The sequence below is a fragment of the Variovorax sp. 770b2 genome (assembly GCF_900115685.1).
GTDB lineage: Bacteria > Pseudomonadota > Gammaproteobacteria > Burkholderiales > Burkholderiaceae_C > Variovorax.
Map to the genome: position 1 here is coordinate 161,429 of NZ_FOXJ01000004.1, position 24,135 is coordinate 185,563.

The window sequence follows — 24,135 nt, forward strand, 5'->3', positions numbered from 1 at the left end:
CACTGGGGCACGCTGTGAGTGATCGGCGATCAACGACTGCTCTGAAGCGCTCGCGCCGATGGTGGGCTCTGTTTCGCGAAATCAAGGGGGAGGCCGCAGGCCGGAGGACATTCGCGAAACAGGGCCCACCGTCGGCGCGAGTGCAGCCCTGAACAATGCGATGCCCTAGCCCCGAGGCACCACCGGCCAAGGCCGCTGCGCTTCGCGAATCTGCTCGAACGCGCGCGACACGCGCAGCACGCCGAGGTCGTCGAACCGGTTCCCCGCGATCTGCAGTCCGATCGGCAACCCGCTCGCCGCGTACCCGCAGTTCACCGAAGACGCCGGCTGCTCCGACATGTTGAACGGCACCGTGAACCCGATGTGCTCCAGCGGACGCAGCGGATCGTTGGTCGGCGACGGCGCCTCCGCCGCCGCGGGCATGTTCGGCGATACGGGCGAGATCACGTAGTCGAAGCGCGCGCAGGCCTGCACCGCCGCCACGCGCGTTGCGTGGAACTGGCTGAAGCTGCGGAACACGTGCTCGCCGCTGAATTCGGCCGCGCTCTCGGCCCACTCGCGGATGTAGGGCAGCACCTTGGCGCGCTGGTCGGCGCGAAGGGCCTTCATGTCCACGAGCGAGCGCATGCGCCACAGGTGGTCCATGCCGTCGAGCATGGCCTGCGACATGAAGGGCTGCATGGTCTCGACGACCGCGCCGGCTTTCTCGAACAGGCGCGCGGCGTGTTCGACCGCCGTCTGGATCTCCGGCTCGACCGCCAGGCCGCAGCCCGCGTCGAGCAGCAGCCCGATGCGCAGCCCGCGCAGATGGTCGGGCGACACGTCGAAAGCCGCCCAGTCGATGTCCTGCGCCGGCAGGCTCATGCTGTCGCGCGCATCGGGCCTCGAGAGCGCCTGCATCATCAGCGCGGCATCGCCGACAGTGCGGGTCATCGGCCCGGCGGCGCGGCCCATGTAGGGCGGATCGATCGGAATGCGGCCCAGGCTCGGCTTGAGCGTGAAGATGCCGCACCAGCTCGCGGGCAGCCGCAGCGACCCACCGATGTCGGTGCCCAGGTGCAGCGGGCCGTAGCCTGCCGCGGTTGCGGCACCTGCGCCGGCACTGGAGCCACCGGGCGTCTTGCCCAGGTCCCAGGGGTTGCGTGCCAGCGTGTGAAAGCTCGAAAGGCCCGAGGACAACATGCCGTAGTCCGGCATGGTGGTCTTGCTCACGATCACTGCGCCGGCTTCCTTCAGGCGCGCGGCGGGCGGCGCATCGGTGGTCGCGGGCTTCAGGTCGACGGCGGCCGTGCCGGCGGGCATCGGGTCGCCGCGCGTGGCGATGTTTTCCTTGATGGTGGCCGGCACGCCGTCGAGTGGGCCGAGCGCATCGCCGCGCTGCCAGCGCGCCTCCGATGCGCGCGCCTGCTCGAGCGCGGCCTCGGGGCGGAAGAGCCAGGTGGCCTGCAGGTGCGGCTCCCAGCGCTCGATCTGGGCGATCACGGCCTCTGTGACCTCCACCGGCGACAGGCGCTTGTCCCGGTAGGCGGCCGAGAGTTCCTGGGCGGACAGGTCGCTCAACAAGGGGGCGTCGGACACGGTGGCGCTCATCCCCAGGACAGGGCCGACAGGTCGTTCACGAAGATCGGGTTCTCCTTCCAGAGGCCCTTCACGTTCTTCTTGGCGATCGTCGGGAACTGCGGCTGGTACAGGAAGCCGTTGGCCGCGTCGGTGGCCAGCATCTTCTGCGCGTCGCCCAGGAGCTTGTTGCGCTCGGTGGCGTTGGCCGTGGACTTGATCTTGTCGAACAGCGTGTTGAAGGCCTTCGACTGGTAGCCCCAGTAGTAGTCCGACTTGGCGTAGTTGCCCAGGTCGAAGGGCTCGACGTGCGAAATGATCGACAGGTCGTAGTCCTTGTTGCCGTAGGTGCCGCTCAACCACTGCGCCCACTCGACGTTCTGCACCTTCACCACGATGCCGATCTTGGCGAGCTGCGCCACGATCACCTCGCCGCCCTGGCGTGCATAGGGCGGCGGCGGCAGCGTCATCTTCAGTTCGAGCGGCGTCTTCACGCCGGCTTCGGCGAGCAGCTTCTTGGCCTTCTCGATGTCGAAGGGGTTGACGCCCGTGGTGTCGACGAAGCCCGCCGCGCCCGGCACGTAGTGGCTGCCGATGGCCACGCCCAGGCCGTCGGCGGCGCCCTCGATCACGGCCTTGCGGTCGATGGCCGCGAGGATGGCGCGGCGCACGCGCACGTCGTCCAGCGGCTTCTTCTGGTTGTTGATCGAGAGGATGGTCTTGGCGCGCGAGCCCGCCAGGATCACCTGGAACTGCGGGTTGGCCTTGAACTGCGGCACCACGCGCGTGCCGATGCGGGTGAACACATCGACGTCGCCCGCCATCAGCGCGGCGGCTTGCGCGGCGGTGTCGGCGATGAAGCGGAAGGTCACCTTGTTGATCTTGGCGGTGGCAGGGCTGCGGAAGCCCTCCCACTTGCTCAGCGTGAGCGACGAGCCCTTGGCCCAGCTGTCCAGCTTGTAGGGGCCTGTGCCGACCGGCTTGTTCGCGTTGGTCTCGGCGCTCTTGGGCTCGACGATCACGGCCGTGGCCTGGCCCAGCACGAAGGGCAGGTCGGGGTCGATCTCCTTGTTGATGACCACCACCGTGTAGTCGTCCACCGCCTGCGTGGCCAGGTTGGCGAAGGTGCGCTTGTCCTTGTTGGTGCTCTTCTCGCCGCCGGCGCGGTCGAACGAGAACTTGACCGTGGCCGCGTTGAAGGGCTCGCCGTTCTGGAACTTCACGCCGCGCTTGAGCTTGAAGGTGTAGGTCTTGAGATCAGGCGAGACCTCCCAGCTCTCGGCCAGGAGCGGCGTGACGCTGCCGTCGGCGTTGATCTTGGTGAGCGTCTCCAGGATGTTGTATTGCACGATTTCGGCGATCGCGGCGGCGGCGCCGGCCGTCGGGTCCAGGCCCGGCGGCTCCAGCGCCATGCCGATCACGATGGCGTCCTTGCGCCCCTGGGCCATGCCGGCGAGCGGCGTGGCCAGCGCGACGGTGGCGCCGGCGGTGGTGAGGAGGGTGCGACGGTTCAACATACTTGGGTATCTCCGGAAAACGGCCAGGGTCGAATGACTGGTTCGGCGCCCACCGTGCCCCGAAGGGAGGCGCGGCGCCACGAAAGACAAGGCACGCAGCACGAAAGATGCCACCTGCGCAGCGGATCATTCTCTCGCAGCGGGTGGCCCGGCGAATGGCTCCTGGAGCGGTTTTTCCTCGGGACGTACCCGGATGCCAGGTGCCTGCGAAGGCGCTTGCGCTAGGCCCAGTAGAGGGCGGCGATGTCGTTCGCGAAGATCGGCAAGTCCTTCCAGAGCCCCCGCAGGTTGCGCCCCGCCACGGTGATGAACTGCGGCTGGAACAGGAACACGTTGGCCGCGTCCTCGGCCAGCAGCCGCTGCGCATCGCCCAGGTAGCGCAGCCGGTCGGCCGCGCGCGGCGCATTGCGCGCCTTGTCGAAGGCCTCGTTGAACCTGGCCGACTGGTAGCCCCAGTAGTACTCGGGCTTGGTGTAGTTCACCAGGTCGAAGGGCTCCACGTGCAGGATGAGCGAGAGGTCGTAGTTCCTGTTGCCGTAGGTGCCGCTCATCCACTGCGCCCACTCGACGTTCTGGATCTTCGCGACGATGCCCACCTTGGCCAGCTGCGCGGCGATGAGCTCGCCGCCCTGCCGCGCATAGGGCGGAGGCGGCAGCACGAGGTCGAGTTCGAGCGGCGTCTTCACGCCGGCTTCGGCCAGGAGCTTCTTCGCCTTTTCCACGTCGTAGGCATTGATGCCGGTGGTGTCGATGTAGCCCGGCGCGCCCGGCACATAGTGGCTGCCGATTGGAACGCCGCGCCCGTCCACCGCCGCTTCGATGACGGCCTTGCGGTCGATGGCCGCGGAGATGGCGCGGCGCACGCGCACGTCGTCCAGGGGCTTGCGCTTGTTGTTGATGGCCAGGATGGCCTTGCCGCGCGAGGCGTTGAACACCACCTGGAAGCGCTTGTCGTTCTGGAACTGCGGAAGGCTGCGCGATACCGAGGCATGCGGGAAGAGGTCCACGTCGCCCGAGAGCAGCGCGGTGGTCTGCGCGGCCGGCTCCGAGATGAAGCGGAAGCTCACCTTGCGGATCTGCGCCGCATAGGCATGGCGATAACCGTCCCACCTGGCCAGCACGATGGTCGAGCCCTTGGCCCAGTTGTCCAGGCGGTAGGGGCCGGTGCCGACCGGCTTGGTGGCGTTGGTCTCCACCGTCCTGGGCTCCACCAGGATGGCCGACGCCTGCCCGAGCAGGAACAGCAGGTCGGGCTCGATCTCCCTGGTGATCAGCACCACGGTGTGCTCGTCGACCGCCTGCGCGGCGATGTTGGCGAAGGTGCGCTTGTCCTTGTTGGTGCTGTTGGCCGCGGCCGCGCGGTCGAACGAGAACTTCACGCTCTGCGCGTTGAAGGGCTCGCCGTTCTGGAACTTCACGCCGCGCTTGAGCTTGAAGGTGTAGGTCTTCAGGTCGGGCGAGACCTCCCAGCTGTCGGCCAGCAGCGGCGTCACGCTGCCGTCGGAATTGATCTTGGTGAGCGTCTCGAAGATGTTGTAGAGCACCACCTCGGAAATCTCGGCGCCCGCTTTGGCGGTGGGATCGAGGCCCGTGGGTTCGAGCGTGAGGCCGATCACCAGCGTGTCTTTTTTCTTTTGCGCGAAGGCGCCTGTCGGCAGTGCGAGCGGTGTCAGGGCTGCGGCGGTGGCGAGCAGGGTGCGTCGGTTGAGCATGAAGCGGTGTCCTCGAGAGCGGGGCAAGCATCATCCGCGAGACGGGGGCCTCCGCGCAACCAGATGCTTATGACGCACTCATCCTACGAAGCGTCGGCGACGCTTCGGCGTCAGGCCACGAGCAGCGTGCCGCCGGTGGGGGTGCGCGGCACCGCATCGAGCAGCGTGCGCGTGTAGGGATGCTGCGCGTTGCGGAACAGCTCGCCCGGCGGGCCCTGCTCGACGATCAGGCCCTTCCACACCACGCACACGTCGTCGCACAGGTGGTTGACCACCGCGAGGTCGTGGCTGATCAGGAGGTAGCTCACGCCGAACTGCTGCTGCAGGTCCTGCATGAGGTTGAGCACCTGGGCCTGCACCGACACGTCGAGCGCGCTGACGGGTTCGTCGGCGACGATGAGCTTGGGGCGCGTGATCAAAGCGCGCGCGATCGCGATGCGTTGTCTCTGCCCGCCCGAGAACTCGTGCGGGTACTTGTCCATGTCGGTGGTGCGGAGGCCCACGGCGGCGAGCGATTCGGCGGCGCGTTCGCGCTGCTCCTTGCGCGACGCTTCCGCCAACGCTTCGAGCGGCTCGGCGACGATGCGTGCAACGGTCTGGCGCGGATCGAGCGAGCCATAAGGGTCTTGAAAGACCATCTGGAAGTCGCGTCGTGCGGCGCGCAGCTCGCTCCTGGGCAGCGTGTGCAGGTCGCGTCCGAGCAACTTCACGCTGCCCGAGGTCGGCGCATCGAGCGCCATCACCAGACGCGCAATGGTCGACTTGCCCGAACCCGATTCGCCGACGATGCCCAGGCTGCGGCCGGCTTCGACCTTGAAGCTCACGCCATTGAGCGCCTTGACGGTGGGCGGCGGGCCGAAGAGTTTTTCGCGCGGCAGGTCGTAGTGCCGCACGAGATCGGTCACCTCCAGCAGCGGCGAGGCGAGGGCGGATTCACTCATGAGGCAACGGCGACCTTCGTCGCGATTTCTTCCAGCCGGATGCAGCGCACCGCGTGATCCTGCGGCAGCACCGTGGGTGGTGGCCGCGTGGTCTGGCAGGCGTCGATGGTGTAGCTGCAGCGGCCCGCGAAGGGGCAGCCCGGTGGCAGGTCGACCAGCTCGGGCACGCTGCCGCGAATGGTCGCCAGGCGCACGCCGCGTGGCGCGCCGAGCGCGGGTCTTGCAGCGAACAGGCCCTGCGTGTAGGGGTGGGCGCGGCGCGCGAACACGGCCTCGGTCGGGCCGCTCTCGACCACGCTGCCGCCGTACATCACGAGCATCTTCGAGACGGTCTGCGCGATCACGCCCAGGTCGTGCGAGATCAGGATCAGCGCCATGCCGCGCTCTTGCACCAGGCCCTGGATGAGCTCGAGGATCTGCTTCTGGATCGTGACGTCGAGCGCGGTGGTGGGCTCGTCGGCGATCAGCAGGTCGGGGCCGCAGGCCAGCGCCATCGCGATGCCGATGCGCTGGCGTTGCCCGCCCGAGAACTGGTGCGGATACGCATCGAGCCGCGAAGCCGCATCCGGAATGCCCACGCGCTCCAGCAAGCCCAGCACCTCCTGCCGCGCCTGGGCCTTGGAGAGCCCGCGGTGCAGCCGCAGCGGCTCGCCGACCTGGCGCACGATGGTGTGCACCGGGTTGAGCGCCGTCATCGGCTCCTGGAAAATCATGCCGATGCGGTTGCCGCGGATCTGGCACATGTTCTTTTCGTCGCGGCCGACGAGCTCGGTGTCGTCGAAGCGGATGCTGCCGGTGACCTTGGCGTTCGAGGGCAGGAGGCCCATGAGCGACATCACGGTGATCGACTTTCCGCAGCCCGATTCGCCCACGATGCCCAGCGTTTCGCCGCGCTCCAGCGTGAAGTCGATGCCGCGCACGGCCTCGGCCGGGCCGCGCTGCGTCTGCAGTTCGATGTGCAGGTCCTTGACTTGGAGGAGGGGCATGGCGTTCGTGCGGGCGTTCAGCGGGCGCGCGCGAGGCGGGGGTCGAGCAGGTCGCGCAGGCCGTCGCCCAAGAGGTTCAGGCCCAGCACCGCCATCGCGATGGCCATGCCGGGGAACACCGCGAGCAGCGGCGACTGGAACATCATCGTCTGCGCCTCGCTGAGCATGCGGCCCCACGACGGCTGCGGCGGCTGCGTGCCGAGGCCGAGGTAAGACAGCGCCGCTTCCGCAAGGATCGCGATGGCGAAGCGGATGGTGATCTGCACGATCAGCACCGCCGAGATGTTCGGCAGCACGTGCTGCATCGTGATCGAGAACGAACCCTTGCCGCAGGCGCGTGCCGCCGCGATGTACTCGCGCGACCAGATCGCGTTGGCCGAGGCGCGCGTGATGCGCGCGAAGGTGGGGATGTTGTAGATGCCGATCGCGACGATGGCGTTGACGATGCCCGCGCCGAACACGGCCGTCATCATGATCGCCGAGAGGATGGCGGGGAATGCGAGCGAGAAGTCGGTGAGCCGCATGATGGCTTCCTCGACCCAGCCGCGCCTGGCGGCGGCCAGCAGGCCGAGCGCTGTGCCGACCACGAGGCCGATGCCCACGGCGATCACGCCCACGAGGATGGACGCGCGCGCGCCCACCAGCAGCAGCGAGGCCACGTCGCGGCCGTAGGTGTCGGTGCCCAGCCAGTGCGAGCCGGTCGGGGGCTTGAGCTTGTTGGCCATGTCCATGTCGTAGGGCGACCAGGGCGTCCAGACCAGCGAGACAGCGGCGGCCACCAGGAGCAGCAGCGTGAGTACGCCGCCGATCGCGAAGCTGCGGTGGTGCAGTGCGCGGCGCCAGAAGCCCGGCACCTTGAGCGCGGCCGCACTCGGAACGGCGACGCTGCTCATATGTCGCTCGCCTTGATGCGCGGATCGATCACGGCATAGAGCACGTCGACCACGAAGTTCACGATGACCACCAGCGCCGCGAGCAGCATCACGCAGTTGCGCACGACGATGAGGTCGCGGTTGCTGATGGCCTGGAAGATCAGGCGGCCCAGGCCCGGCAGGTAGAACACGTTCTCCACCACGATGGTGCCGGCGAGCAGCTCGGAGAACTGCATGCCCATCACCGTGATGACGGGGATCATCGCGTTGCGCAGCACGTGGGTCCACAGCACCATGCGCTGCGACACGCCCTTGGCGCGCGCGGTGCGCACGAAGTCTTCGCGCATCACCTCCAGCACGGCCGAGCGCGTGATGCGCGCGAGGATCGCCGCCTGCACCACCGCCAGCGACAGCGCAGGCAGCAGCAGCGACTTGAGGCCCGCGAAGATGCCCTCGCCCCAGCCCTCGAAGCCGCCGGCCGAGAACCATTGCAGCTGCACCGAGAACACCAGGATCAGCATGATCGCGAACCAGAAATTGGGGATCGCGATGCCGACCTGCGCCATGCCCATGAGGCCCACGTCGCCCAGCTTGTTGTGGCGCGCGGCGGCGGTCACGCCCACCAGCAGCGCGATGACCACGGTGAAGGCCATCGCCAGCAGCGCGAGCGGCACGGTGAGCGCAAGACGTTCGAGGATCAGGTCGAGCACGGGCGAGCTGTAGGCGTAGCTGTCGCCCAGGTTGCCGGTGAGGAGGCCGCCGATCCAGTGCCAGTAGCGTGTCCAGGCCGGCTGGTCCAGGCCCAGCTTGGTGGCCAGGGCGGCCACGGCGTCGGGCGACGCGTCGGGGCCCATGAGCATCTGGGCGGCGTTGCCGGGCAGGATTTCCAGGACGAGGAAGACGATGACCGAAGCGCCGATCAACGTGCCGATCAACGTGGCGAGGCGCTTGAATAGAAACAGGCTCATGGGGCGGGGCGCAGCATAACTGACTACTGCAACAAATGTGCCGTGAATGTGGCCTTTGCCATTCGCGGGCGGGCGCCCCTGCCGGTCCGCCGATAATCGGGGGATGGCCCTCATGATCACCGACGAATGCATCAACTGCGATGTCTGCGAGCCCGAGTGCCCGAACGATGCGATCTATATGGGCGCGGAGTACTACGAGATCGATCCGCACAAGTGCACCGAGTGCGTCGGCCACTTCGACGAGCCGCAGTGCGTGCAGATCTGCCCGGTGGCCTGCATTCCCCTGAACCCCGAGCACGTGGAAAGCCGCGAGACGCTGATGCAGAAGTACCAGCGCCTCACGGCGATCAAGGTGACGGCGGTTTCACCCTCGTCTTCAGCCGGCGTCTGAGTCGCGGGACTTCCGCTTCTTTTTCTTCGCCGGGGCGTCGCCGGCCGACTTGCTGCCCGACCCGCCGCTGTTGAAGCTCATGGTGGATTTGCGTGGGTCACCGGCTGCCTTGGTGGCGCGCTCGCGGGCTTGCTGCTCGGACAGGGCCATGCGCCGTTCGGCCAGCGCCGCGCTCCTGGCCTCCCGCGCTGCCTGGCGATCGCGGTCATAGGCCGCTTTTTCCAGCGACACGCGGGAGTGCTCCAGCTTGTCGGCCTGCGCGCTGTTGCTCTTGGCGCCGGCTTCGGCAGCGCGCCGATCCTCATTGCTGCGCGGGTCATCGACCTTCACCGATTTGCCGCCTTCGCAAGGGCGATCCGAGTAGGTGCTGCCGCATCGCCAGGTCTTTGCGGGACCCTGGGCGCTCGCGTGGGCGCAATAGGCCCAGGATGCCAATAAAAGCAGAGCGATCCCGAATTTCCCCGCCCTCGTTTCTCTTCTTCTCATCTTCATTTTTATTTCTCTCCCTCCTGCGCTCCGGTTGCCGGCTAGGTGGCGGCAGGCGTGCCCCCGTCGCCGGGCTCCCGCCGCGGCGGTTTGGGCCGGGGCGGTTTGCTCGTGTGAATGATCAATGTCGCTTTTTCCATCTCGCCGGCCACGAGCGCGGGCGCGGCATGCAGCGTGCGGACGATGGCGTCCTCGATCAGCTCACGCTGTTCCTTCAGAGGCTTCTTGAGCACCCAGTTGACGACCTCCGACTTCACGCCGGGATGCCCGATGCCTAGGCGCAGCCGCCAGTAGTCGCCGGTGCCCAGTTGCGAGTGGATATCGCGCAGGCCGTTGTGGCCGGCATGGCTGCCACCGAACTTGAGCTTGGCCTGGCCGGGCACCACGTCGAGCTCGTCGTGCACCACGAGGATTTCTTCGGGCGCGATCTTGAAGAAGCGCGCGAGCGCCGCCACCGACTTGCCCGAGAGGTTCATGAAGGTCTGCGGCTCCAGCAGCCAGACGCTCTGGCCGCCGATGCTGGCGCGCGCCGCGAGGCCGTGGTAGCCGCGCTCGGGCACGAGGTTGAGTTTCCAGTCGCGCGCGAGGGCGTCGATCCACCAGAAGCCCGCGTTGTGGCGCGTGGCTTCGTACTCAGGGCCCGGGTTTCCGAGGCCGACGAACAGCTTGATCATGGCGGGAATTATCTCGCCGCCCCCAAAGCAAAAGGCCCGCACGAGGCGGGCCTTTTGCAGGGGACGGGAAGAAAATTACTTCTTCGCGGCGGGCTTGGCCGTCTTGGCGGCAGGCTTGCCACCGGCAGCCGGTGCGGCGCCTTCGGCAGCTGCACCTTCGGCAGCGGGTGCCGGCTCTTCGGCGACCAGCGGCGGCACGGCCGACACGATGACCGGGTTGTTCTTGCCGTGGCTCACGTACTTCACGCCCTTGGGCAGCTTGATGTCGTTGACGTGCAGCGTGGCGTTCTTGGTGAGACCGGAGAGGTCCACTTCGATGAACTCGGGCAGGTCGGTCGGCAGGCAGCTGATTTCCAGCTCGGTGATCACGTGGTTCACCAGGTTGTGCGCGGTCTTGACGGCTTCGGACTCTTCTTCACCCTTGAAGTGCAGCGGCACCTTCATGTGCAGGCGGGTCTTGGCATCGACGCGCTGGAAGTCGATGTGCTGCACCAGCTGGCGGAACGGGTGGTACTGCACGTCGCGCAGCAGCACTTTGCTGGTGGCGTCGCCGAGTTCCATTTCCAGGATCGACGAGTGGAAGGCTTCCTTCTTCAGGGCGTGCCACAGCGCGTTGTGATCGATTTCGATCAGCTGGGGCTGGCCTTCACCACCGTAGACGATACCGGGCGTCTTGCCCGAAATGCGGAGACGGCGGCTCGCACCCGTACCCTGCTTGGCGCGCTCAAAAGCGACGAATTTCATAACTAGCTCCTGTGAGAGTCCACCGCGACCAGTGCGACTCCGATTCAAAAAGGCTTCTTCGAAAAGAAGCCCGCTCTTTGGCTCTCAGGTCAGAACAGGTTGTCCTGGTCCGAGAACAAACTCATCACCGACTCGCCCTTGGCAATGCGCTGGATCGTTTCGGCGATCAGCGGTGCCACGGAGAGCTGGCGGATCTTTCCGCATGCGAGGGCCGCATCGGAAAGGGGAATGGTGTTGGTCACGACCACTTCATCCAGGGCCGAGCCCTTGGTGATGCGCTCGATGGCCGGGCCCGAGAAGATCGGGTGCGTGCAGTAGGCGTAGACGCTCTTGGCGCCGCGCTCTTTCAGCACTTCGGCTGCCTTGACCAGCGTGCCGGCCGTGTCGATCATGTCGTCCATGATCACGCAGTTGCGGCCGTCGATCTCGCCGATCACGTTCATGACTTCGCTGACGTTGGCCTTCGGGCGGCGCTTGTCGATGATGGCGAGGTCGCAGTTCAGCTGCTTGGCCAGCGCACGGGCGCGAACCACGCCGCCGACGTCGGGCGAGACCACGATCAGGTCTTCGTAGTTCTTGGCGCGCAGATCGCCCAGCAGCACGGGCGACGCGTAGATGTTGTCGACCGGGATGTCGAAGAAGCCCTGGATCTGGTCGGCGTGCAGGTCCATCGTGAGCACGCGCTCGACGCCGACGGTTTCCAGCAGGTTGGCCACGACCTTGGCCGAGATCGGCACGCGGCTCGAACGCGGGCGACGGTCCTGGCGGGCATAGCCGAAGTAGGGAATCACGGCGCTGATCCGCTCGGCCGATGCGCGCTTGAGCGCGTCGACCATGATCAGCAGTTCCATCAGGTTTTCGTTGGTCGGTGCGCAGGTGGACTGCACCACGAACACGTCGCGTGCGCGGACGTTCTGGTTGATCTCGACAGTGACCTCTCCATCGGAGAAGCGACCGACGCGTGCGGCGCCCAGCGAGGTGCCGAGGTTGTGCGCGATTTCTGCGGCGAGGCCAGGATTGGCATTGCCGGTGAAAACCATGAAATCAGGGTGATTAGCCTGCATGAGCGCGTCCCGGCAGTGCGAAATTGGCTTTGAGGAAGCCGCCAAAGGTTTTGAGTCGTGGCGGCCCGTGGGCTGCCGATTATTGCAGCGGGTGGGCTGCAGAAGAAACACTGCGGCCGTTAGGCCGCAGTTTTAAAGATTTGGCAGGGGAGAAAGGATTCGAACCTTTGCATGCTGGAATCAAAATCCAGTGCCTTAACCAGCTTGGCGACTCCCCTACACGGGTCGATGGTTTGCACCATCAACCGATATATGTCGCGTCGGACCGCACAAACGATCCGACCATCTCAGGCTGCCCAACCTACCAGAGGATGAACAGCCAAATTGCTGCACTGACGAACCTGCCAGCCCGCGGGGGCTTCGACCAGTTCCGCTTCATGCGGCCCTTGCGGCAATTTTGCGAACACCGAACTTCCGGAGCCGGTCATCCGGGCCTTCAATCCTTGATCGCCGAGCCATTCGATGGCGTCGGTGACCGCGGGGCAAAGTCGCTGGGCAACCGGCTGCAGGTCGTTGTGGCCGAAGTCGAAAACCTTGTGACCGAAGTTCGCGAGGTTTGGGGCTTCAAGCTGTTCGCTATCTGCAGCAAAGCCTGTGATTATAGCAACAGGAGTCGAGCGTTCAAGATCATCTGCTGAAAAAATCAGACGGGTATCCAATCCTTCGGTCGGCTTGACCACGGCGAAGCGCGCCGACGGCAGGGTGACGGGCGTGATTTCCTCCCCGATGCCTTCGACCCACGCATGGTGTCCGCCGAGGAAGAACGGCACGTCGGCGCCCAGTTTCAGGCCGATCTGCGCGAGCCGGGACAAGGGCAGGTTCAGGTTCCACAGGCGGTTGAGCGCCAGCAGGCAGGTGGCTGCATCGGACGATCCGCCGCCCATCCCCGCCTGGGCCGGCACATGCTTTGCGACGCCGATGTGCGCGCCCTGGCCGTGCGCGGCGTGTGCCTGCAGCGCACGGGCGGCGCGCAGGACGAGGTCGTCGGCGGGCAGTTCGGTCGTGAGGTCTTCGCGGGTCAGCTGGCCGTCGCGCCGCAACTCGACGTGCAGCGTGTCGCACCAGTCGATCAGCATGAAGACCGATTGCAGCAGGTGGTAGCCGTCGTCGCGCCGGCCGGTGATGTGCAGGAACAGGTTGAGCTTGGCCGGTGCGGGAAGGTCGTAGAGCGCCTTCATGGCCGCTCGAACACGATGCGCAGGTCCGCCCGGGGGCTCGGGGATTCGCGGGTGGCCTGCAGGCGGCCGTTTGCGAGCTGGCCCAGGTCGGGGCGCCAGCCGGGCACGCTTTCGTTGCGCCCGGCGAGCCAGCCGAACAGCGCGCCGACGGGGATCGCCGCGCCGGTCGCGGCTTCGATCAGCGCGTCGAGGGAGTCGAAATGGCGGGTGTCGCTGCCGTTCTTCAGCAAGGCTTCGCCCGGCGACCAGTGCAGCTGGGCCAAGGTGCTGCCGATCGGCGTCGTCAGCGTGAGATCGCCCGCATCGGGCGAGCCGCGCAACTCGAAGAGCGCGGCAAAGGTCTGGACCGGTTCGCTGTCGATGCGCAGCGACATGCGGCCGCTCCAGCTGTCCGAGCCTCGGGGGGTGGAGGAGCCGCCCGTCAATTGGGCGCAGCCTGCTATCAAAAGAAGAGTCGCCCCGCCTGCCATCAGAACGGCGCGGCGGCTTGCGTGCGGCCCGGGGGCGGGCATGCTCACGGCTTGACGCGCAGGCGCCTGAGCGTTTCCTGCAGGGTTTCGTTCTCGGCATCGCTCAGCAACGCTTCCTTCCAGATCGTCACTGCGCGATCCTTCTGGCCGATGCTCCACAGCACTTCGCCGAAGTGCGCGCCGATCTCGGGATCGGGCCGGGTCTTGTAGGCGGTCTCCAGGATGCGGATGGCTTCGGCCGTGTTGCCGAGCCGGAACTCGACCCAGCCCAGGCTGTCGGCGATGAACGGGTCTTCCGGCGCCAGCTGCACCGCTTTCTGGATCAGCGTGCGGGCTTCGTCCAGCCGGATCTTGCGATCCGCGAACGAGTAGCCCAGGGCGTTGTAGGCGTTCTGGCTCTCGGGCTTGAGCTGGATCAGCCGGCGCAGCAGCCGCTCCATGTCGTCCAGGCGATTCAGCTTCTCGGCCACCATCGCCTGGTCGTAGACCAGGTCGGCGTCATCCGGTGCGGCGGCGGAGGCTTGCGCCAGCATGTCGTAGGCGGCCTGGTATTGCTTGGCGTCGCGCAGCAGTTGCACTTCGGCGAGGAATTTCTGCTTCTTGTCCTCCGGCGTGCGCTCGGGCAGGCCGCGGATGACCTCGCGTGCCTGGGGCAGCTTGCCCTGGCGCGCCAGCAGGCCCGCGCGGCGGGTCTGGGCGATGGTGAGATCGTCGGTGCTGTCGATGCGCGCGAGCCAGCGCTCCGCGCCAGCGAGATCCTTTCGACGCTCCGCCAGCTGCGAAAGGGCGAGGTAGGCCTGGGTCAGGCTGCGGCCGCGATCGGTCGCATCGGCGTCCTTGTCCTTGTTCTGGTTCGCCGACAGTTCGATGAAGCGCTTGAGGGACGTCTCCGCTGCACCGTCCTGCTTGGCCTGCATCTGCAGGCTGCCGAGCAGCAGCCAGGGCTCTGCGAGCTCGGGCCGCGATGTGGTGAGTGCCTGCAGTTGGGTCTGAGCGTCGCTGTAGCGCCGGTTCTCGACCAGCACGCGCGCATAGGCGATGCGCAGTTCGGGCGTGGCCTTGGTGTTGCTGGCGAGATAGCGCGTCACGATCGGCTCGGCCAGCGGCTGGCTGGGATCGATCAACTCGAGCGCCAGCGCGGCCGGCGCGTCGGAGACGGGGTCGACCTCCTGACCCTTGCGCGCAGCTTCCAGCGCGCCGGAGTTGTCCCCTGCATTGAGGCGCAGCTGGCCCACGGTCGCCCAGGCCAGCCCGCCGCTCGTGGGACTCTTGAGTTCGTCGACCAGGGCCCGCTCGACCACCGAGGCAGCCAGCTTCTTGTCGGTGGCACGCGAGTAGTTGCGTGCAATCACCGCCATCAGGAGCGGACGCTCGATCTGCGAGGTGGCCGCCACCTCGGCGCGCAGGAGCTCGACCGTCTCGCCGATGCGATTGAGCCGAATCAGAATCTGCAGCTCGATGCGCCTGGCGTCGCGCGACGCCGGCAGCGACACCTGCCAGGCTTGTGCTGCGGCCAGCGCGGCATCGTAGGAATTCGATTGCAAGGCGATCGCCACAGCCCGTTCGAACAGCTTGCCGTCGCGCAGCCGTCGGGCGGCGTCCAGCACCCGCGAATAGCCTGAGCCGGGGTCGCCGGAGCGGAACGCCAATTCGCCCAGCAGGATCTCGTAGAACAGATCGCCCGTCAGCGCCGAGGGTTGCGCAGCGGGTTCACTGGCGGGCTTCGGAGGGGTGACCCGGGGCCGGACCGCGGGCCTGGGCGGCGCGTTGCGCTCGATGATGGGCGCCGGGCTGTTGGGGGCGGCGGGATCGGAGGTTTGCGCGTGCACCGCGCAAGCCAGCAGCACGAGAGATGCAGCCGCCGCAAGGCGGTGTCGGCGGGGCGATGGAATCATCGAATCATGATAATCGAGGCTTTTGAACGAACGTCGCGTGGGGCTACGACTTCGCCGGAGTTTTACTTTCATGCCTGAGCTACCCGAAGTCGAAGTCACCCGCCGCGGTTTTGCCGACCGCATTGCCGGCGCGCGCATCGATGCCGTGCGCATCGGAAAACCGTTGCGCTGGGCCCTGATGGTCGTGCCCGAGGCGCTGGTCGGGCGGCATGTGCGCCAGGTGCGGCGGCGCGGCAAGTACCTGCTGATCGACCTGGACCGGGGCCTGCTGCTGCTGCACCTGGGCATGTCGGGCAGCCTGCGCTTCGATGCGGCGCTGCCGCCGCCCGGCACGCACGATCACTTCGACCTCGTCACCGACCGCGGCACCCTGCGGCTGAACGATCCGCGCCGTTTCGGCGCCGTGGTCTACGTGGACGACGAGGCTGCGCCCTGGGCCATCAAGCTGCTCGGCGGCCTGGGCATGGAGCCGCTGGGGGACGCCTTCGACCTCGATGCCTTCCATGCAGGCCTGCGCAAGCGCAAAACGGCCGTCAAGCAGGTGCTGCTGGCGGGCGACGTGGTGGTGGGGGTCGGCAACATCTATGCATCGGAGGCGCTGTTCCAGGCCGGCATTCGCCCGACGCTGTCGGCCGCGCGCATCAGCCGGCCGCGAGCGGCCAAGCTCCATGCGGCGGTGCGCGAAATACTGGCCAGGGCAGTGGAAAAGGGCGGCAGCACGCTGCGCGACTTCTCCAACGTGGACGGGCAGAACGGTTATTTCCAGCTCGAAGCCACCGTTTATGGCCGGGCCGGCGAACCGTGTCGGGTTTGCGCAACGCCGATCCGGCAGCTTCGCCAGGGGCAGCGCTCCACTTATTTTTGTCCTAATTGTCAAAAGTAGCGTGTCGCGGCGTCGAATGAATACCCTGCAAACGGCCGCTGCGCGGTTTGCGATGCTATATTTGTAAGTTCTTTCTTACATATTTCCCTTGAGCCGCTCTTTCAACCAACAACTCGATCAGCACGGTGCGTGGCGGAGCAATTTCGCCCATCGGCTGCAGTGGCTGTCCCGCTGGCTGACCGAGAACGAGCTGCTCGACCAGGCCGTGGCCGAGCGCCTGCGGGGCCTCGAACTGCAGATCCGCACCAGCAAGGTGATGGTCGCGTTCGTGGCCGAGTTCTCACGCGGCAAGTCGGAGCTGATCAACGCGATCTTCTTTGCCGACTACGGGCGCCGCATCATGCCCGCGAGCGCGGGGCGGACCACGATGTGTCCGACCGAGCTGGGCTACGACCCCGCCCTCGCGCCCAAGCTGCGGCTGCTGCCGATCGAAACCCGCCTGGAGCCGCATTCGCTGACCCATTGGCGCGAGAAGTCGACCCGCTGGACCGAGATCCCGATCGAGGTCGGCAACGCCGAGCAGTTGGCCCAGGCCATGGGCAAGGTGGCCGAAGTGCGCTGGGTGAGCAAGGACGAGGCCCGCGCGCTCGGCTTCTGGAACCCCGAGACGCCCGACGACAACCCCGTGCAGGACGCCGAAGGCCGCGTTGAAATCCCGCGCTGGCGCCATGCCGTGCTCAACATGCCGCACCCCTTGCTGGAGCAGGGGCTGGTCATTCTCGATACGCCCGGCCTGAACGCGATCGGCGCCGAGCCCGAGCTGACGGTGAGCCTGATCCCGCAGGCGCACGCCGTGGTCTTCATCCTGGGCGCCGAAACCGGCGTGACGCGTTCCGACCTCTCGATCTGGCGCGAACACCTGATCACCGAGGACGACGGGGGCGACACGCGCTTCGTCGTGCTCAACAAGATCGACACCATGTGGGACTCGCTGAGCACCCACGCGCAGATCGAATTGCAGATCGAACGCCAGCGCGACAGCGCGGCCCGGCTGCTCGACGTGCCGCTCGCGCAGGTGCTGCCGGTGTCCGCGCAGAAGGGCCTGCAGGCCAAGATCCAGCACGACCCGCGCCTGCTGGAAGCCAGCCGCCTGCCCGCGCTCGAAGCCCTGCTGGGCGAAGGCGTGCTCGGCAAGCGCGAGACCATGCTGCGCCTGGCCGTCGATGCGGGCATGACCGCGCTGCGCACCGAGGCCGAACGCATCCTGAAGGTGCGCCAGCGCGACCTGTCGGAGCAGGCGCTCGAACTGCAGGGGCTGCGCGGCAAGAACGTCTCGGTGATCCGCCACATGCGCTCGCGCATCGACCAGGAGCATGCCGAGTTCGAGGGCAGCAACACGCGCATCCTGGCGCTGCGCTCGGTGCAGGGCAAGCTGTTGCGCGAGGTGTACGCCGTGCTGGGCCGCACCGCGCTCAAGGCCGACATGGTGCGGCTGTCGGCCGCGCTCAAGCGCCCCGGCATCAAGCTCAATGTGCGCAAGGTGTACGGCGAGACCTTCGATTCGCTGCGCAACAACCTGCGCGAAGTGCAGGCGACGACGGCCGAGATCCAGTCGATGCTGCACGCCACCTTCCGACAGCTCAATGCCGAGCAGGGCTTCACCCTGCAGGCGCCGGCCGAGCCCGATCTCACGGGCTTCGAGCAGGAGTTGAGCCAGATCGAACGCAGCCACATCCATTACCTGGGCGTGGGCAACCTGCTCAAGCTCGCGCAGGCCGATTTCTGCGACAAGCTGGTTCGCGCGCTGGCCAGCCGCCTGCGCCTGGTCAACGAGGCCGCGATGACCGAGGTCGAGCGCTGGAGCAAGGGCGCGAGCGCGCAGATCGATGCGCAGCTCAAGGAGCGCCGCCGCAACTTCAGCAAGCGCATCGAGGCGATCGAGCGCATCCAGAACGCGGCGGGCAACCTGGACGAACGGCTGCTCGAGTTGGCCGCGCAGGAGACCAACCTGGCCGAACTGCACGCCCGCCTGCGCGAGTTCACTTCACTGATCACGCAGCAGGGCAAGCCGCAGGCCGTTGCTGCGGCCCCCGTCAGCGAGTTGCGTGCGGCCTGAGCGTTCCGCTTTGGCGGCGGCAGCCGGTTCGCAGCAGATGCCGCCGGATTTCGCCGCGCAGATCGTCGGCTGGCAGCGCAGCCACGGGCGCAGCGAGCTGCCCTGGCAGAACACCCGCGACCCGTACCGCGTCTGGCTGTCGGAGGTGATGCTCCAGCAGACGCAGGTCACGACGGTGCTGGGCTACTTCGCGCGCTTTCTCGAACGTTTTCCCGATGTGAAGGCGCTGGCCGCAGGCACCGAGGACGAGGTGTTCGGTCTCTGGAGCGGCCTGGGCTACTACAGCCGCGCGCGCAACATGCATCGCTGCGCGCAGGACATCGTCGAGCGATTCGGCGGCGAATTTCCACACACCGCGGCGGAGCTGGTGACCTTGCCCGGCATCGGCCGCTCCACCGCGGCGGCGATCGCGGCGTTCTGCTTCGGCGAGCGCGTGGCCATCCTCGACGGCAATGTGAAGCGCGTGCTGACGCGCGTGCTCGGTTTCGGCGGCGACATGTCTTCGTCCGCGCAGGAGCGCGCACTGTGGGACCTGGCGACGCAACTGCTCCCGCCCGCCGAAGAACGCGAAGCGATCGCCAGCTACACACAGGGCCTGATGGACCTCGGCGCCACGGTCTGCCTGCCGCGCAAGCCCAGCTGCATGATCTGCCCGGTCAACAAGACCTGCGTGGGTTTGCGCGAGGGATCGCCGGAGCGCTATCCCGTCAAGACCCGCAAGCTCAAGCGCAGTGCGCAGTCGCTCTGGGTGCTGCTGGCGCGCGATGCACAGGGCCGCATCTGGTTGGAAAAGCGGCCGGCGAAAGGCATCTGGGCGGGGCTGCATTGCCTGCCGGTGTTCGACAGCCGCGACGACCTGCTCGCGGCGCTGCCATCCGCCGCGCAGCGCGGCGCGCACGACCTCCCACCCTTCGTGCATGTGCTCACCCACAAGGACCTGCACCTGCACCCGGTGCTGCTGGAAGGCGTGCAACCGCAGGGCGACGTTGCGCGCTGGGTCGAAGCGCAGGAATGGGCCCGGTTGGGACTGCCCGCGCCGGTGCGCAAGCTGCTGGAGAGCCGCAGCGCGGCCTAGGTTCTAGTTGGCGTCGAGCTCGCGGTGCCGCTTGAGCGAACCCCAGCGGGCGCCGAACGTATGCGCCAGCTGTTCGACCAGAAACACCGAGCGGTGCTGCCCGCCCGTGCAGCCGATGGCCACCGTGACGTAGCTGCGATGGTCGCGCGCGAGTGCGTCGAGCCAGTGCGACAGAAACTGCTCGATGTCGTCGTACATGCGCGCCACGTCTTCATGCTCCCGCAGCCACTCGATCACCGGCGTGTCGCGGCCCGTGAGCGGGCGCAGCGCGGGCACGTAGTGCGGGTTGGGCAGCATGCGCACGTCGAACACGTAGTCGGCATCGAGCGGCACGCCGCGCTTGAAGGCGAACGACTCGAACACCAGCGTGAGCGCGCTCTGCGGCGCGGAGATCAGCGCCTTGATGTAGCTCTGCAGTTGCGCGGGGCGGATGAGGCTGGTGTCGATCACGTCGGCGCCGTCGCGCAGGTCGGCCAGCAGTTCGCGTTCGAGCTCGATGGCCTGCGCGAGCACGCGGTGCTGCTCGGGCACGTCGGTGCGGCCTTCCTGGCGCGAGAGCGGGTGGCGCCGGCGGGTTTCCGAATAGCGGCGCAGCAGCGCGTCGGTGGTCGCATCGAGGAAGAGCGATCGCAGCGACACGCCGTCGCGGCGCAGCGCTTCGAGCTGCTGCGGAACGATCGGCAGCGACACGCCGCTGCGCACGTCCATCGCGATGGCCACGCGGGTGGCCTGCTGCTCGTGCTGCAAGGCGATGAACGAGGTCAGGAGTTCGGGCGGCAGGTTGTCCACGCAGTAGTAGCCGGCGTCTTCCAGCGCGTGCAGCGCCACCGACTTGCCGGAGCCCGACATGCCGGTGATGAGCACCAGGTCCAGGTTCATGACGTGGCCGCCGAGGTCTTGTGGCCGAGCATCTCGCGGGCATGCGCGAGCGAGGTCTGCGAGACCTTCTCGCCGCCCAGCATGCGGGCGATTTCGTTGGCGCGGGTGTCGTCGTCCAGCCGCGACACGCCGCTCTCGGTGCGCGGGCCGTCCTTGCCGGCGCCCGCCGTCTGGCGCTTGGCCACGACCAGGTGATGGTCGGCGCAGGCGGCCACCTGCGGCAGGTGGGTCACGGCCAGCACCTGGCGGTCGCGGCCGAGTTGCCTCATGAGGCGGCCGACGGTTTCGGCAACCGCGCCGCCGACGCCTGCATCGACCTCGTCGAAGATCAGCGTCTGGGCGGTGCCGAGCTGGCTCGTCGTCACCGCGATGGCCAGCGCAATGCGCGAGAGCTCGCCGCCCGAAGCCACCTTGCCGATCGCGCGCGGGGTGCTGCCGGTATGGCCGGCCACGAGGAAGGCGATGTCTTCCAGGCCTGCGCGGCCGGGCTGTGCCAGCGGCTGCAGTTCGATCTCGAAGCGCCCGCCCTGCATGCCCAGACCCTGCATGGCTTGCGTCACGGCCTGGGCCAGGCGCGGGGCGGCCTGCTTGCGGGCCTTGCCGAGAGCCTTGGCTTCTTTCAGGTAGGCCTGCTGGGCGTTCTGCTCGGCGCGCTCCAGGCTCTCGAGATCGCTTTGCGCGTCCAGCGCCTGCAACTCGGCTTGCCAGCCGGCCAGCAGTGCGGGCAGTTCGCCCGGCGTGCGCTTGTAGCGGCGCGCGAGCGACATCCACAGGCCCATGCGTTCGTCCAGCTCGGCCAGGCTTTGCGGATCGGCCTCGGCGTCGCGCAGGTAGCCGTGCAGGGTGTGGGCGGCGTCGGATGCCTGCGCCACGCAGGAGGCCAGCACCTCGCCCAGCGAGCGGAATTCGGGCTCGATGTGCTCGCAGTTCTGCAGCAGCGTGGCCGCGCGCGAGAGCGCGGAAAGCGCGCCGTTGTCGTCGTCCTCGAGCGCCTGGCTTGCGCCCTGCGCCGCGTCGATCAGCGCCTGGGCGTTGGAGATGCGCGAGTGGTTGGTCGACAGCTCTTCCCATTCGTCGGCGCCGGGCGCGAGCTTGGCGACCTCGGAGATCTGCCACTGCAGCCGCTCGCGTTCGCGCTGCAGCGAGTCTTGGGCCGAGCGTGCGTGCTCCAGCGCGGAGAGCGCCAGCCGCCAGCCTTGCCAGGCGGCGTCGAGCGCATCGGTGCGCACGCCCGCGTAGGCGTCCAGCAGGCCGCGCACGGCCTCGGGGCGCGTGAGGCTCTGCCAGGCGTGCTGGCCGTGGATGTCGAGCAGGCGGTCGCCCAGGTCGCGCAGTTGCGTGGCGGTGGCCGGGCTGCCATTGATCCAGCCGCGGCTGCGGCCCTGCAGGTCGACGGTGCGGCGCAGCAGGAGTGCGTCGCCGGCCTCGAAGCCGCCTTCGTCCAGCCAGGCGTCCAGGGCCGGGTCGGCATCGAATTCGGCGCTCACGTCCAGGCGCTCGGCGCCTTCGCGCACGGCGCCTGCGTCGGCCCGGTTGCCCAGCGCCAGTTGCAGCGCGTCGATCAGGATGGACTTGCCCGCGCCGGTTTCGCCGGTCAACACCGTGAAGCCGCCGGACAGGTCCAGTTCGAGTGATCGCACGATCACGAAGTCGCGCAGTGCGATGCGTCGCAGCGCCATGTCAGGAGCCCCCTTCGTTCCAATGAAGTTTCTTGCGCAGCGTGTCGAAGTAGCTCCAGCCGCGCGGGTGCAGGAAGCGCACCCGGAAGTCGGAGCGGCGCACCACCACGCGATCGCCGATCGCGAGCGAGGCCAGTGACTGCATGTCGAAATTGGCGCTGGCGTCGCGCCCGCCGACCAGCTCGATCACGATCTCGTCGGCATCGGGCAGCAGCACCGGGCGGTTCGAGAGCGTGTGCGGCGCGATCGGCACCAGCACCCATCCGGGCACTGCCGGATGAAGCAAGGGTCCGCCGGCCGACAGCGCATAGGCGGTCGATCCGGTGGGCGTGGCGATGATCAGGCCGTCGGCGCGCTGGTTGGCCACGAAATGGCTGCCCACCGACACGCGCAGCTCGACCATGCCCGAGGTGGCACCGCGGTTGACCACCACGTCGTTCATGGCGAGCGCATCGAACACACAGGCGCCGTCGCGCATGACCTGCGCGTGCATCAGGCTGCGGTGGTCTTCTTCGTATTCGCCGGCTAGCATGGGGATGAGCGTGGCCTGGTAGTTGTCCAGCGGGATGTCGGTGATGAAGCCGAGCCGTCCGCGGTTGATGCCGATCAGCGGGATGCCGTAGCTGGCAAGCTGCCGGCCGATGCCCAGCATGGTGCCGTCGCCGCCGACCACCAGTCCGAGGTCGCAGCGCTGGCCGATTTCCTCGACCGACAGGGCTTCGTAGCGCGGATGGGCGGGGGCGCCGGCGTCTTCCTCCTCGCAGGTCGAGCGCTCGACGAAGACCTTGCATCCCTGCGACTCCAGGAAGGTGCCGATGGTCTCCATGACGCCGTCGCGCGCATCGGCCTGCGCTCTGGCGCCGGAAGCCTGGTATTTGCCGATCAGGGCGACGTGACGGAAGCGGGAGGTCATATCTCACAAATTACAACACTAAAATCTTTCAATGCTGGACGACCGTGCCAAGTTGCTGCTCAAGACGCTCGTCGAGCGCTACATCGCCGACGGGCAACCCGTCGGGTCACGCACGTTGTCGCGCGCACCGGGGCTGGATCTGTCGCCCGCGACCATCCGCAACGTCATGTCCGACCTGGAGGCGCTGGGGCTGATTGCCAGCCCGCACACCTCGGCCGGCCGCATCCCGACCCATCGCGGCTATCGCCTGTTCGTGGACACCATGCTGACCGCCCAGCGCGAGCAGATGAGCACGCCGAGCCTGGCGCCCGACCAGCCGCAGAAGGTGATCGCCAATGCGGCGAATATCCTGTCGAACCTGTCGCAGTTCGTCGGGGTGGTGATGGCGCCGCGCCGCGCATCGGTGTTCAAGCAGATCGAATTCCTGCGGTTGTCCGAGAACCGGCTGCTGGTGATCATCGTCTCGCCCGACGGCGACGTGCAGAACCGGGTGATCTTTCCGGAGGCCGACTACTCGCAGTCGCAACTGGTCGAGGCTTCCAACTACATCAACGCGCACTACGCGGGTCTCACCATAGAGCAGGTGCGCGATCGCCTGCAGTCCGAGGTCGAGAAACTGCGCGGCGAAATTGCCGCGCTCATGCAGGCAGCGGTCCAGGTGAGTTCCGAAGTGCTGACCGAGGCGCAGGAAGACGACGTCGTGATCTCCGGCGAACGCAACCTGCTCGCTGTGACCGACTTCTCCAGCGACATGGGCCAGCTGCGCCGCGCCTTCGAGCTCTTCGAGCAGAAGGCGCAACTGATGCGATTGCTCGATGTGTCGAGCAAGGCCGAGGGCGTGCGCATCTTCATCGGCGGCGAAAGCCAGGTGGTGCCGTTCGAGGAGCTCTCCATCGTCAGCGCCAACTATGAAGTGGACGGGCAGGTGGTGGGTACGCTGGGGGTGATCGGGCCTACCCGCATGCCTTATGAACGCATGATCCAGATCGTCGACATCACGTCGAGGCTGGTGAGCAATGCGCTGAGCCATCGCAAGTAGGCCGCTGCGGCGAATAGAATCATGGCCCAGTGGGCCGTTAGCTCAGTTGGTTAGAGCAGCGGACTCATAATCCGTTGGTCGATGGTTCAAGCCCATCACGGCCTACCAACTGCATTTTCAACTTTTGATCATGCGGGGCCGGAAGGTCAAAAAACG

Annotated in this window: 22 protein-coding genes and 2 tRNA genes; 6 read left to right on the top strand and 18 right to left on the bottom strand. The window is 67.2% G+C overall.

Annotated elements, in window-relative coordinates; translation table 11 throughout:
- Positions 1-165 precede the first annotated feature (165 nt).
- From BM133_RS22475 to BM133_RS22505, 7 genes are all read right to left on the bottom strand, one after another.
- Positions 166-1,590, bottom strand: a complete 1,425-nt coding sequence (locus BM133_RS22475; RefSeq protein WP_093438625.1) for an amidase — start codon at positions 1,588-1,590, stop codon at positions 166-168.
- Positions 1,587-3,074, bottom strand: coding sequence for an ABC transporter substrate-binding protein (locus tag BM133_RS22480; RefSeq protein ID WP_093438627.1), 1,488 nt, complete (start codon positions 3,072-3,074; stop codon positions 1,587-1,589). Before BM133_RS22480 ends, BM133_RS22475 begins: the two co-directional genes overlap by 4 nt.
- Positions 3,075-3,295: 221 nt before the next feature.
- Entirely contained in the window at positions 3,296-4,786 is a 1,491-nt protein-coding gene (locus tag BM133_RS22485; RefSeq protein WP_093438630.1) for an ABC transporter substrate-binding protein, read from the bottom strand.
- 110 nt (positions 4,787-4,896) lie between these two features.
- Positions 4,897-5,727, bottom strand: coding sequence for an ATP-binding cassette domain-containing protein (locus BM133_RS22490; protein ID WP_093438632.1), 831 nt, complete (start codon positions 5,725-5,727; stop codon positions 4,897-4,899).
- The gene (locus tag BM133_RS22495) at positions 5,724-6,713 is read right to left on the bottom strand and encodes an ABC transporter ATP-binding protein (protein WP_093438635.1); all 990 of its coding nucleotides are present in this window, start codon (positions 6,711-6,713) and stop codon (positions 5,724-5,726) included. The genes BM133_RS22490 and BM133_RS22495 overlap by 4 nt, the downstream gene beginning before the upstream one ends.
- A 17-nt stretch (positions 6,714-6,730) precedes the next feature.
- Positions 6,731-7,606 (bottom strand): ABC transporter permease, encoded by an 876-nt coding sequence (locus tag BM133_RS22500; protein ID WP_093438638.1) that lies wholly within the window; start codon positions 7,604-7,606, stop codon positions 6,731-6,733.
- Positions 7,603-8,553 (bottom strand): ABC transporter permease, encoded by a 951-nt coding sequence (locus BM133_RS22505; protein ID WP_013543371.1) that lies wholly within the window; start codon positions 8,551-8,553, stop codon positions 7,603-7,605. Before BM133_RS22505 ends, BM133_RS22500 begins: the two co-directional genes overlap by 4 nt.
- Before the next feature lie 103 nt (positions 8,554-8,656).
- Here BM133_RS22505 and BM133_RS22510 point away from each other — a divergent pair, with 103 nt between their 5' ends.
- Positions 8,657-8,944 carry a YfhL family 4Fe-4S dicluster ferredoxin gene (locus BM133_RS22510; RefSeq protein WP_093438640.1) on the top strand — a complete coding sequence of 96 codons (288 nt, stop codon included), beginning with the start codon at positions 8,657-8,659 and terminating at the stop codon, positions 8,942-8,944.
- Here the strand turns inward: BM133_RS22510 and BM133_RS22515 are convergent.
- The 8 genes from BM133_RS22515 to BM133_RS22550 all read right to left on the bottom strand — a co-directional run bounded on the left by BM133_RS22515 (position 8,930) and on the right by BM133_RS22550 (position 15,455).
- The gene (locus BM133_RS22515) at positions 8,930-9,436 is read right to left on the bottom strand and encodes a hypothetical protein (RefSeq protein WP_093438643.1); all 507 of its coding nucleotides are present in this window, start codon (positions 9,434-9,436) and stop codon (positions 8,930-8,932) included. The two genes, BM133_RS22510 and BM133_RS22515, sit on opposite strands and share 15 nt — an antisense overlap.
- A 35-nt stretch (positions 9,437-9,471) precedes the next feature.
- The gene (gene pth / locus BM133_RS22520) at positions 9,472-10,104 is read right to left on the bottom strand and encodes an aminoacyl-tRNA hydrolase (RefSeq protein WP_093438645.1); all 633 of its coding nucleotides are present in this window, start codon (positions 10,102-10,104) and stop codon (positions 9,472-9,474) included.
- A 75-nt stretch (positions 10,105-10,179) separates the two neighbouring features.
- Complete coding sequence (locus BM133_RS22525; protein WP_093438648.1) at positions 10,180-10,848, bottom strand: 50S ribosomal protein L25/general stress protein Ctc; 669 nt, start codon at positions 10,846-10,848, stop codon at positions 10,180-10,182.
- An 89-nt stretch (positions 10,849-10,937) separates the two neighbouring features.
- Positions 10,938-11,912 carry a ribose-phosphate pyrophosphokinase gene (locus tag BM133_RS22530; protein WP_042582779.1) on the bottom strand — a complete coding sequence of 325 codons (975 nt, stop codon included), beginning with the start codon at positions 11,910-11,912 and terminating at the stop codon, positions 10,938-10,940.
- Between the two features lie 141 nt (positions 11,913-12,053).
- Positions 12,054-12,130, bottom strand: a tRNA-Gln gene (locus tag BM133_RS22535).
- Positions 12,131-12,199: 69 nt separating this feature from the next.
- Positions 12,200-13,090, bottom strand: coding sequence for a 4-(cytidine 5'-diphospho)-2-C-methyl-D-erythritol kinase (gene ispE / locus BM133_RS22540; protein ID WP_093438651.1), 891 nt, complete (start codon positions 13,088-13,090; stop codon positions 12,200-12,202).
- Positions 13,087-13,464, bottom strand: a complete 378-nt coding sequence (locus BM133_RS22545) for a lipoprotein insertase outer membrane protein LolB (RefSeq protein WP_256219313.1) — start codon at positions 13,462-13,464, stop codon at positions 13,087-13,089. Before BM133_RS22545 ends, ispE begins: the two co-directional genes overlap by 4 nt.
- Before the next feature lie 140 nt (positions 13,465-13,604).
- Positions 13,605-15,455, bottom strand: coding sequence for a tetratricopeptide repeat protein (locus BM133_RS22550; RefSeq protein WP_093438656.1), 1,851 nt, complete (start codon positions 15,453-15,455; stop codon positions 13,605-13,607).
- 70 nt (positions 15,456-15,525) lie between these two features.
- On the opposite strand from BM133_RS22550, the gene mutM reads away from it, so the two are divergent.
- From mutM to mutY, 3 genes are all read left to right on the top strand, one after another.
- Entirely contained in the window at positions 15,526-16,338 is an 813-nt protein-coding gene (gene mutM / locus BM133_RS22555) for a bifunctional DNA-formamidopyrimidine glycosylase/DNA-(apurinic or apyrimidinic site) lyase (RefSeq protein ID WP_093438658.1), read from the top strand.
- A gap of 88 nt (positions 16,339-16,426) precedes the next feature.
- A complete protein-coding gene (locus tag BM133_RS22560) occupies positions 16,427-18,394 on the top strand; it encodes a dynamin family protein (RefSeq protein WP_093438661.1) in 1,968 nt (655 codons plus the stop codon).
- A 37-nt stretch (positions 18,395-18,431) separates the two neighbouring features.
- Positions 18,432-19,469, top strand: coding sequence for an A/G-specific adenine glycosylase (gene mutY / locus BM133_RS22565; RefSeq protein WP_093439364.1), 1,038 nt, complete (start codon positions 18,432-18,434; stop codon positions 19,467-19,469).
- A gap of 3 nt (positions 19,470-19,472) precedes the next feature.
- Here mutY and rapZ read toward each other — a convergent pair whose 3' ends face one another.
- From rapZ to BM133_RS22580, 3 genes are read right to left on the bottom strand one after another with little or no spacing between them, the layout of a single operon-like run.
- A complete protein-coding gene (gene rapZ / locus BM133_RS22570; RefSeq protein WP_093438662.1) occupies positions 19,473-20,348 on the bottom strand; it encodes an RNase adapter RapZ in 876 nt (291 codons plus the stop codon).
- On the bottom strand, positions 20,345-22,027 hold the full coding sequence (gene recN, locus BM133_RS22575; protein ID WP_093438665.1) for a DNA repair protein RecN: 1,683 nt from the start codon (positions 22,025-22,027) through the stop codon (positions 20,345-20,347). Before recN ends, rapZ begins: the two co-directional genes overlap by 4 nt.
- A gap of 1 nt (position 22,028) precedes the next feature.
- Positions 22,029-22,940, bottom strand: coding sequence for an NAD kinase (locus BM133_RS22580; protein ID WP_093438667.1), 912 nt, complete (start codon positions 22,938-22,940; stop codon positions 22,029-22,031).
- Positions 22,941-22,971: 31 nt separating this feature from the next.
- Between BM133_RS22580 and hrcA the strand changes: the two genes are divergently transcribed.
- Together hrcA and BM133_RS22590 are read left to right on the top strand one after the other, a co-directional pair.
- Positions 22,972-23,979, top strand: coding sequence for a heat-inducible transcriptional repressor HrcA (gene hrcA, locus BM133_RS22585; RefSeq protein ID WP_093438670.1), 1,008 nt, complete (start codon positions 22,972-22,974; stop codon positions 23,977-23,979).
- Positions 23,980-24,010: 31 nt separating this feature from the next.
- Positions 24,011-24,087, top strand: a tRNA-Ile gene (locus tag BM133_RS22590).
- The last annotated feature ends 48 nt before the right edge of the window (positions 24,088-24,135 follow it).

Coding starts and splice junctions, on each gene's coding strand:
- mutM (WP_093438658.1), top strand. CDS start 15,526: ATGCCTGAGCTACCCGAAGTCGAAGTCACCCGCCGCGGTTTTGCCGAC.
- mutY (WP_093439364.1), top strand. CDS start 18,432: ATGCCGCCGGATTTCGCCGCGCAGATCGTCGGCTGGCAGCGCAGCCAC.
- BM133_RS22495 (WP_093438635.1), bottom strand. CDS start 6,713: ATGCCCCTCCTCCAAGTCAAGGACCTGCACATCGAACTGCAGACGCAG.
- recN (WP_093438665.1), bottom strand. CDS start 22,027: ATGGCGCTGCGACGCATCGCACTGCGCGACTTCGTGATCGTGCGATCA.
- BM133_RS22530 (WP_042582779.1), bottom strand. CDS start 11,912: ATGCAGGCTAATCACCCTGATTTCATGGTTTTCACCGGCAATGCCAAT.
- BM133_RS22580 (WP_093438667.1), bottom strand. CDS start 22,940: ATGACCTCCCGCTTCCGTCACGTCGCCCTGATCGGCAAATACCAGGCT.
- BM133_RS22480 (WP_093438627.1), bottom strand. CDS start 3,074: ATGTTGAACCGTCGCACCCTCCTCACCACCGCCGGCGCCACCGTCGCG.
- rapZ (WP_093438662.1), bottom strand. CDS start 20,348: ATGAACCTGGACCTGGTGCTCATCACCGGCATGTCGGGCTCCGGCAAG.
- pth (WP_093438645.1), bottom strand. CDS start 10,104: ATGATCAAGCTGTTCGTCGGCCTCGGAAACCCGGGCCCTGAGTACGAA.
- BM133_RS22475 (WP_093438625.1), bottom strand. CDS start 1,590: ATGAGCGCCACCGTGTCCGACGCCCCCTTGTTGAGCGACCTGTCCGCC.
- hrcA (WP_093438670.1), top strand. CDS start 22,972: ATGCTGGACGACCGTGCCAAGTTGCTGCTCAAGACGCTCGTCGAGCGC.
- BM133_RS22525 (WP_093438648.1), bottom strand. CDS start 10,848: ATGAAATTCGTCGCTTTTGAGCGCGCCAAGCAGGGTACGGGTGCGAGC.
- BM133_RS22515 (WP_093438643.1), bottom strand. CDS start 9,436: ATGAAGATGAGAAGAAGAGAAACGAGGGCGGGGAAATTCGGGATCGCT.
- BM133_RS22545 (WP_256219313.1), bottom strand. CDS start 13,464: ATGTCGCTGCGCATCGACAGCGAACCGGTCCAGACCTTTGCCGCGCTC.
- BM133_RS22485 (WP_093438630.1), bottom strand. CDS start 4,786: ATGCTCAACCGACGCACCCTGCTCGCCACCGCCGCAGCCCTGACACCG.
- BM133_RS22510 (WP_093438640.1), top strand. CDS start 8,657: ATGGCCCTCATGATCACCGACGAATGCATCAACTGCGATGTCTGCGAG.
- BM133_RS22500 (WP_093438638.1), bottom strand. CDS start 7,606: ATGAGCAGCGTCGCCGTTCCGAGTGCGGCCGCGCTCAAGGTGCCGGGC.
- BM133_RS22505 (WP_013543371.1), bottom strand. CDS start 8,553: ATGAGCCTGTTTCTATTCAAGCGCCTCGCCACGTTGATCGGCACGTTG.
- BM133_RS22490 (WP_093438632.1), bottom strand. CDS start 5,727: ATGAGTGAATCCGCCCTCGCCTCGCCGCTGCTGGAGGTGACCGATCTC.
- BM133_RS22550 (WP_093438656.1), bottom strand. CDS start 15,455: ATGATTCCATCGCCCCGCCGACACCGCCTTGCGGCGGCTGCATCTCTC.
- ispE (WP_093438651.1), bottom strand. CDS start 13,090: ATGAAGGCGCTCTACGACCTTCCCGCACCGGCCAAGCTCAACCTGTTC.